This window comes from Oligoflexus sp. (assembly GCF_035638955.1).
Classification (GTDB): Bacteria; Bdellovibrionota_B; Oligoflexia; order Oligoflexales; family Oligoflexaceae; genus Oligoflexus.
This window is the reverse complement of record NZ_DASQYZ010000341.1, coordinates 18,686-27,104: the sequence shown is the minus strand read 5'-3', so window position 1 is coordinate 27,104 and position 8,419 is coordinate 18,686. Positions and strand designations below refer to the sequence as shown.

The 8,419-nt window shown below is 53.9% G+C and carries 8 protein-coding genes and 1 pseudogene; 5 read left to right on the top strand and 4 right to left on the bottom strand.

What is annotated here, in order from left to right:
- The 3 genes and pseudogenes from VE954_RS30135 to VE954_RS30125 form a co-directional block, all read right to left on the bottom strand.
- Positions 1-528 (bottom strand): annotated as a pseudogene (locus VE954_RS30135) (hypothetical protein); the annotation flags it as partial.
- Between the two features lie 115 nt (positions 529-643).
- Positions 644-1,615: a 2Fe-2S iron-sulfur cluster-binding protein gene (locus VE954_RS30130; protein ID WP_324959953.1), complete on the bottom strand. Its 972-nt coding sequence runs from the start codon at positions 1,613-1,615 to the stop codon at positions 644-646.
- Positions 1,616-1,623: 8 nt separating this feature from the next.
- Positions 1,624-1,995 (bottom strand): group 1 truncated hemoglobin, encoded by a 372-nt coding sequence (locus VE954_RS30125; RefSeq protein ID WP_324959951.1) that lies wholly within the window; start codon positions 1,993-1,995, stop codon positions 1,624-1,626.
- Positions 1,996-2,243: 248 nt separating this feature from the next.
- On the opposite strand from VE954_RS30125, the gene VE954_RS30120 reads away from it, so the two are divergent.
- The 5 genes from VE954_RS30120 (at position 2,244) to VE954_RS30100 (ending at position 5,803) form a co-directional block, all read left to right on the top strand.
- On the top strand, positions 2,244-2,684 hold the full coding sequence (locus VE954_RS30120) for an Rrf2 family transcriptional regulator (RefSeq protein WP_324959949.1): 441 nt from the start codon (positions 2,244-2,246) through the stop codon (positions 2,682-2,684).
- Positions 2,685-2,824: 140 nt separating this feature from the next.
- Complete coding sequence (locus VE954_RS30115) at positions 2,825-3,442, top strand: superoxide dismutase family protein (RefSeq protein ID WP_324959947.1); 618 nt, start codon at positions 2,825-2,827, stop codon at positions 3,440-3,442.
- A gap of 36 nt (positions 3,443-3,478) precedes the next feature.
- Complete coding sequence (locus VE954_RS30110) at positions 3,479-4,324, top strand: PRC-barrel domain-containing protein (RefSeq protein WP_324959945.1); 846 nt, start codon at positions 3,479-3,481, stop codon at positions 4,322-4,324.
- A 141-nt stretch (positions 4,325-4,465) separates the two neighbouring features.
- Complete coding sequence (locus tag VE954_RS30105) at positions 4,466-5,092, top strand: hypothetical protein (RefSeq protein WP_324959943.1); 627 nt, start codon at positions 4,466-4,468, stop codon at positions 5,090-5,092.
- Positions 5,093-5,101: 9 nt separating this feature from the next.
- On the top strand, positions 5,102-5,803 hold the full coding sequence (locus tag VE954_RS30100) for a hypothetical protein (protein WP_324959941.1): 702 nt from the start codon (positions 5,102-5,104) through the stop codon (positions 5,801-5,803).
- A gap of 6 nt (positions 5,804-5,809) precedes the next feature.
- Here the strand turns inward: VE954_RS30100 and VE954_RS30095 are convergent, their stop codons facing one another.
- The gene (locus VE954_RS30095; RefSeq protein WP_324959939.1) at positions 5,810-8,359 is read right to left on the bottom strand and encodes a hypothetical protein; all 2,550 of its coding nucleotides are present in this window, start codon (positions 8,357-8,359) and stop codon (positions 5,810-5,812) included.
- Between the last annotated feature and the right edge of the window lie 60 nt (positions 8,360-8,419).

The window sequence follows — 8,419 nt, the reverse complement described above, 5'->3', positions numbered from 1 at the left end:
GATTCCGGTCGTGAAAAATTCGAAACTCGCCGTTTGGATGACAATATCGAATTCAGCCGACTTGGGGGTAAAGATCTTGCGACCGGTACGGACGCCGGGTTCATAATGTTTAGGATCATCGCTGGGGCCGACACGTCCCGTGCCCTCGATAAACTGACCATCGATAAAAACACGCGAGGCCGACCAGAGCAAGGGCCAGGCGAACACAATTTCCTTGGGTTGATCGAGCTTCACATGCAGGCGATAGGTGGCATAGCCCAGCTTCGGATGCTCGGAGTGGCGGAACCAGCCGCCAGGGACGGCCAGCAGCTCCTTGCCTTGAGGCGTTCCCGAGGCAAAGTCCTGGGGCTCCAAAAGCTGGGACCAATAGAATTCCCAGTCGCCCTTCATGTTGATCACAGGTGTCGCGTCCGCGTCCCAGCGGGTCAGATCCGCGACTCCATTTTCAACCAGCCGTCCTGGTTTCGCATCCAGGTTCGCAGCCATGGTCAGGGCCAGCAACAAACACATGAAAATATGCATAACCATCAGCTTTTCCCCATCTTCGCAAGCCCTTTTTTATCGGTTAAAAGCGAAAGGGGTTGAGCTTTTCAAAGCAAATCGTTTGGTGATTGGCAAAAAATACAGGGAAAAACCTGTCTGCTTAAGACCCTGTACCTATAAACGGATCCGCATGCAGTCGACTCATGCTGACGCCAGCCAGGAAGATTTGCTTTTTAAGAATGCGAACCAGTCCCGGATCTCCACAAAGATAAACGCGTTTCTGCTTCGGATCCGAGGGGTCGGCGAGCACAATGTCCTTCAACTCCCCCACCCGCACCTCGGGTGAAGCGGGCCCTCGAAGAACGCACCGCACATACTTAATGTTGGGCAGGGACTTTGCGAGCGCCTTGATTTCATCGACCCAATAGAACCGATCTTCTGTCAGGGCCCCATGATAAATGGCAATCGAACCCTGATGGCCTTGATTACAGGCATCCTGAACAAGCGCCAACAAGGGTGCGATCCCTGTTCCTGTTCCAACCAGCACCAGAGGTTCGCTCGGCTGACCAGGATAATACGTGCAATCCCCCTTGGGTCCTTCCATCCAAAGCTGATCTCCGGGACGGGCCGTCGTGTGAAACCAGCCACTCAGCCGCCCCTGTGGGACCCGGCGTACGTGGATTTCAAGCGCATCCTGAGACGCTTGCGAGGCGATCGAATAACTGCGAGCCAAGCCGTCTTCACGTTGAACCGTCACGAACTGCCCCGGTTGAAAATTAAAATCAGCGGGCCGTGACAGCTGCACCAGCACGACATCGGGACCAATGGGCCGGATTTCCTGAATCGTCACCTGGCCGCGAAACGCTGCCGTATGCGCCGGTTCGCAAGTTAGATTTTGGTCAGGTCGACAAATGCAGGACAAAAAATGCCCGGTTTTGCGCAACGAATCTTTGAGGCCCGCTTGCGACGACGCCGGCACCTGCCCCTCGGTCACACGCATGATGCAATGCTGACAAGCACCCGCCCGACAGGATGAAGGAACTGAAGCACCGGCCCGTTCCAAAGCTTCCAGGACCGTATCACCACGGGCGAAGATAGCGGTGTGCTCCTGATATTGAATCTGCAATTCCATGGCTTCCCTCAACTCACGCGATTCAAAACATCATCGCGCACGCTGTTGGCGATGGCGGCGATCTGCTCGATGTCATTGGCATCCACACCGTGTTCCGCCAACGAGGCCCCGAGGAGTTCCACCACAGCATCCACATGGCCATCGTTCAGCCCACGAGCTACTAGGTGACGGTGCCCTTCACGCATATCCTTGCCGGAGTATGAGACCGGCCCACCAAAGACCATGGTCAAAAATGCCTTTTGCTTCACAATTTGATTATCCATGTCGACATCATCAAAAAAATCCATCACCCTCTCGTCGGTCAAGACCTTGCGGTAGAATGTTTCGACCACGGCATCAACGGCATTTTGTCCACCAAGTTTTTCGTAAAGGGATACCATAAAGTGCTGACTCCACTTTGGAATTGAATAAGATGTATTTTTAATATACCTTCATTCTTGGAGTTGGCAACCGGAAAAATCCGCAGTGTGGTCCCGATGTGTTGGCAACTCAAGCATCCGCAGTGTGGTCGCGATGATTTGACAACTCAAACATCCGCACTGTGGTCGCGAGGTGTTGGCAACTCAAACATCCGCAGCATGGTTTAAAACATTGGCAATTCAACATCCGCAGTGGAGGCCAGAAGACATTGCAACTCTCCTTGCACGCAGACTATGCCTGTCGCGTTCTTATCTATCTAGCAACTCGCGAAGTACCTCGATCTTCGATTGAAGAGATCGCCAAGGCTTTTAAAATTTCTGAAAATCATCTGGTGAAAGTCGTTCATCGACTGGGTCAGCAAGGTTTTATCGAAACAACGCGCGGGCGCAATGGTGGCATCCGGCTCGCACGTGAACCTGAAAAAATTTCCATTGGTGATGTCATTCGCCGCATGGAACCGCATTTTGAAGTCGTCGAATGTTTCAGTGCGTTATCCAACACCTGTCCGATCACGGGCATCTGCGGACTGCAACCCGCCCTTTTCAAAGCACGTGATGCGTTCCTACAAACACTTGATGCCGTGACACTGGCTTCCGTCAGTATCAATAAGGAGGCCCTGACCCGAACCCTGACAGGAACGTCTGCCTGACCGGCAGAATGGGACTGCAGGGAAAATCCCCCAGGGTCCATCACATTTTCGCAACACTGATTTCCGGAAAAAGATCGGCTATAAGAAGATAGGGTCTATCCGACCCTGATTGATTTTTCTTTTTCCAGGAGACGGAAACCATGAAAATGGAACTTGGCTTTTGTTTGGCCGCCCTTGTTGCTACGCAGGCTCTCGCCCAGGATACGGCTACTCTGAAAAAAAATGCGGAAGAAAAAACTCAAGCGAAAATGACTCAGGATCTGAAGCAAGGAGTCACTTTTGCTGAGGCCACTTTGGCACCAAAAAGCGGGTCAAAGATGGCAGGCACCGTTGTCTTCAATCGCAGCGACAAAGGTCTGCAAATTGTAGCCTCCGTCACCGGCGGCACACCAGGACGCCATGGCATTCACATTCATGAGAAGGGTGATTGCAGCGCAGCTGATGCCTCGACTGCAGGCGGACATTTTAATCCGACCGGTGCACCACATGCCGCTCCAACTGCCCAGGCTCGGCATGTCGGGGACCTGGGTAACATCACAGTGAAACAGGATGGCGTCGGCCTTCTTTCTCTCGATGTTCCGAACGTCAAGGGTCTCACCGGCTGGGATGCCATCGTCGGCAAAAGCGTGGTTGTCCATGCGCAAGGTGACGATTTGAAAACTCAACCATCGGGCGCTTCCGGTGACCGCATCGCCTGCGGCGTGATCGAAGCCACCACCGGACCCAGCGCAGATGCCGCGAAGCCAACACAAAAATAAAACCTTTGGTGTCAACCAAGAGGAAAGGAGTCACTCATGCTTTACCGGGCTGGTGCCATACTTAATCAGAAAGTCGAAGCCAACGATGGTATCGTTGGGGTCGTCAAGGATCTTTATTTCGATGATGTTGCCTGGACCTTACGTTATCTCGTAGTGGACACAGGCGGCTGGCTGACGGGAAGCGATGTCCTGATCAGTTCCGAAGCTGTGGTTGAATTCAATCAAGAACGCTCCACGCTCGTCACTAGACTGTCGCAGCTGCAAATCGAAAACAGTCCTCCAGCCGATAAGGGCCAGCCTGTTTCACGCCTGAATGAAATGCAGCTCAGTCAGTACTATGGTTGGTCACCCTATTGGACGGCCCCGAATGGGCTCTTCCCTTGGTCGAAAACCTATACCTTCCCTCGCCATCCTTCGGTTCCGGATGGTGGACCCACGTCGCCCAATTTCGAAGCGGAATTTGAACGGCAAAGTCAAACCGATCCCAACCTTCGCAGTTTTGTGAGTTTGAAAAATTATGGTTTGCGAGCTGCGGATGGTGATATCGGTCAGGTCGAAGACCTTTTGATTGAACCTGAGTCTTGGCGCATCACGCATATGATCGTGGACGCTCGTCTGTGGTGGCCCGGCGGCCTCGTCGCCATCGATCGCGGGATGATCGAGGACATCATGTGGTCCGATCATAAAATTGTCGTCGCCATGACGCGCAAGCAGGTGGAGGACGCTCCAGCCTATAGTAAGGAAGGCGCTTTGGACGAGGACTATCAAACTCAACTCTCGACCTATTATCAGACACTGCAACCGACTTACCAGACACCAGGTGCCACGGACACCAGCCGACATTCCTGGGCCGGTCAGCAATCAGGATTCCAAAACATATAAAAGACTCTGTGGGATGACATGCGCATCCCACAGCCACACCCCCCCACTCCCCCGCAATCCTGCTTGATCAATACTGCGCATCAAAGGTACCATTACCGACATTGATACAAAAACATTTGGTTGACCCGAAGGAGGCATCCCTTGCGTTGGACTTATCTGGCTCCGATTTCGACGGTAGTTTTGAGTGTGTCCCTTGCATCAGCCCAGGCGCAGACAGGCAGTGGAAAAAAACCCAGGATGCCACCCTCTCCCCCGCCCCCTCCTGCAGCTGAGCCCGTCGCCGCACCATCTTTTCAAGCAGCCCCTGCGGCCCCAAGCGGTGAAGGCCTGAATCTTTCCGAAGGTCGCTATGGTTTTAGCTTTGGCTTTCCTGATGGCGGCAGCTCGATGGGCGCGGGCTTTATCGGAGCGCGCTATTTTACAGCGCAAGACACGGCTGTGGGCGCCTACCTCCTGCTCGGTGGTGATTCAGCAGCAGAAACATCCTCGTTTGGTCTGGCTGGAAAATTCACCAAATATTTTGCGCAGCGCGATCGTCTCCATTTTTATGGTTTTGGACAGCTGAGCATCGGCAAGAACGGTGGCACGGCAAATAAAGGCAAGGATGATACTCTTTTCGGGATCGCCGGCGGTGCAGGACTGGAGTTTGTTCTGCTCAAGGATTTTTCAGTCTCGGGTGAAGGTGGCTTTGGCTATAACACGCTGCCTGATGGTAAAAGCGCTTATGCGACAGGCACCGGAAAATTGGCCGTCAATTTTTACTATTGAGGTTCGTCCATGCTGAAATCCTCATGCCTTCTGGGATCGCTTATCCTGGTGGGAGTCTCGGCGATGACCTGCCGGCGGGCTGCCAGCGAATCGAAGCCGCAGCTTTCTCAGCAGACCTTACGGACGAGCTCCCTGCGTTTTATTCAGCAAACCAATCTCCTGGGTTCCAGCGGTGGGTCTGCGGGTGGATCATCCGGTGGATTTCAACCCTCGACGTTTCCTCCGGCTGGATTCTGGCCGGCTACGCCTCTGGTTCTGCCAGCGCGCGCGGCCGCTTTTATCAACCAGACTTATGGCGCTTCGGGTGGGTTTCAATACCAGACCTTTGAGTTCAGCTCCACCGGCTGCAGCGCGAACAATGCTTTCGGCCGGTACTTTGATGCCATTGAAACGTTGCGAGGGACGCCTGTTACGGAGAGCGAGAAAGCTCAAATGCAGGACATGTTTTCCAACATTTTCACAGGTGACAATGTCGAAGGCGTGACCCCGAGCATCTGCGTTTTCTATGATCTGATGGCCTGTATTGCCGATTACGCAGTTCTGAATCAATCCGTCTTCAGCCAGGCTGCCCAGTCTGGAGATTTTGCCAGTGTGTTCAAAGGAGCCTTTTCCTGCGTGGCCGAGGTTCTTGGCGTCGATCCTACCGACCCCACGGATCCTACCGACACCACGGATCCGGATGATTCCGGCGATCCGTTTCCCGACGAATAATCCCCATTAAGGGCCTGCAATGTCCTCAACGGCGATCGACCCTGGCTTCAGGGTCCGATCCCAGTTTTCGCGCACCGGGCTTACATCCTGCGCCGTGAGGGGTGCATCCGTGTAGGACAGGGGCGGCGTGAACAGAGACGCTGAATTATTGCTGCTGGTAAATCCGCTGCTGTCACGGAATGACCCATCGCCACTCGCGGAAAGACTTAACAACCACGGTTTGACAGTGCGTGCCGCTGGTATGTGATAGCCGCCAGCGAGGATGCGGCCGTTGGCAGCCTGCGATGCATACAGAAGTCCATCCTCTTTGGCTGAACCAAAGGTACGAGCCCAGAGCACATTGCCACTCATGCTCAACTGCGCCAGCCACCCATCATGATTCACCCGGGCATCACTGAAGGTAAAATTGCGAATGCCGGCCAACAGAATCCCATCCACACCGATGGCAACGGATTGCGGGCGCACATGTTCGAGCAGCCCCTGACGCCAAGCGACCGAACCATCCGCCTGAATCCGCATCACCCAAGGCACACGCACCAAATTACCGGAGACCGTTCGTTCCGTAAATCCGGCCAGCATCAAACCATCGGCCCCACCATTCACAGCGGCTATATCAACCACAGTCTGCGAGGAATAAAGTTTGGACCGCAGCACGTTGCCCTGCGTATCCAGCAATGCGACCCAACCCAGCTGCGCCTGCGTGTTGTCAGTCGGATCAATGCCCGTCATCCCCGTTGTGATGCCATACGAACCGCCGATCGCAATGCTCTGGTCGTTCAAAATTTCAACCGTATGGATCATATCGGTATTATAGGGGCCTTTCAAACGCTTGGCCCAGACCAGATCTCCCTGAGCCGTGAGTTTCATGACAAACATATCCTCATTCACATCATCCGCGGTATAGATCTGTCCTCCGACGACAAGGCTGCCGTCGGCGGATTCTGTGATGGAACCAATGGAATACACGCCGCCCAGTTTGTAAAAATAGGACCAGATCGCCGTTCCTTTGGCATCAAGCTTAATGATGACCGGGCTGGTGCTGGCTCCAGCCAAAACGGATCCACCATCCTTCAGAGCCTTAATGGAACTCCAGGTTTCCGCGTGCGTGCTTTGGCTATCCTGATAGAACGGTACGGCCCCATTCGGTGCGATTTTGAGAGCATAGCCATTGCGGTTACGAGTCCGGGCCACGATCAACGCCTCGTCAACGGTGGTATCATAATGGGGAATAAAGCGCGGATAATCCTGACTGTCGTCTTCCGAGGGCTCGGTATAAAGCCATGAGTAGGCCTGCGGATCCTGACCCGTCGCGCCTTTGACATTACAGCTGCCGATGCCAATTTCCTTACTGATCAAATCCCAGCTCTTATCATAATCCCCGAGCTTCAACCCAAGAATACCTGCAAAAAGTCCCGCCTGTGCGGCGACTCCCGCAAAAGCCTTGTAGCAACTTTCATCAACAAGGTTCGCACTGAAGCGAGCAAATCCTTCCATGCCCGCATAGGCACCGGTGGAGCCATAGAGGCTGATATTGCCACGGATGCTGGCATAGGCTCGCGTTGAAAGGTTGGCCGCTTGTACGACGGGGGGTTCCGCCTGTCCATCCACGGAACCTTCCTTGATAGGTTCAAAACTACCATCCTGATAGCCGACTCCAATTTTAATTCTGGCTTCTTCCTTGGCACTGGCGCGAAACTTACCATTGACTTCGCCCTCGGCACCGATCGCAATGCCCAGTGATGGCGTGATCACCAGGGGAAAGCCCCCAACAGTGATAATGATCGGCGTATAGTGAAGCAGGGAAATGCTCACCTTTTCCTTGAACGAGGCACCGCCGGTTCCCGTCAAAGCCAGCGAGCCCGTCTGCGAACCCTGGATGGAAAAACTTATTTCCTTCACTTCGAAGGCGGCAATACGGATGATAAAATCGGCGCCGACGTCCACCCCAAGGTTGCCATTCAGCAGAACCTGGTCATTCCTGGTCGACTTGTTGCCATCCAGATCAGCCAGCACATAATCATTGATGCCAAAATACAGACCTTTCTTTTGGTCGGTAAGCTTCAGCATATCGGCGTTCTGCGGCGCAATGCCTTCAAGCGGAGTCAATGTTTCCCGAGCGGTCGAAGGGTCCAGCGGCAGCGCCACTCGAATCAAAGCATCTTGAATGGCATCCGTGAGCGAGGCTTGTTCCGTTTGTATCACCAGTTGTGAGCCTTGGATCGCTGAACTCTTCACCTTGCGCAATGCCCCTTGAGGCGCTGCGGGATGTGGCCCAAGGACCAGAACGTCACCCTCAGCAAATGCTGGAGCGGACAGATTTTGCTGGTTGCGCAGCGCGGCGTTTTGAAAAACCATTTCTCCAGCTTCATTGAGACTGACCAGCGCCTGCAGCTGCTCCTGACTGAGGACCTTGGTCCTTGGACCAGGAGTGATAAAATTCTCGCCTGCTGAGGTCTCCTCATTCCCCGGGGCACTTTTCTTTTTTTTGCGCACACAGGCAGGGGTCATCAGAAGGAAAACAAGGCCAAAGATGATCAGTCGCAGAAAGGATCGCATGCATAACTCCTTGCTCCATTATGAGCAGATCTTGCATCGGTCAAGCCCTCGCGTGACTGA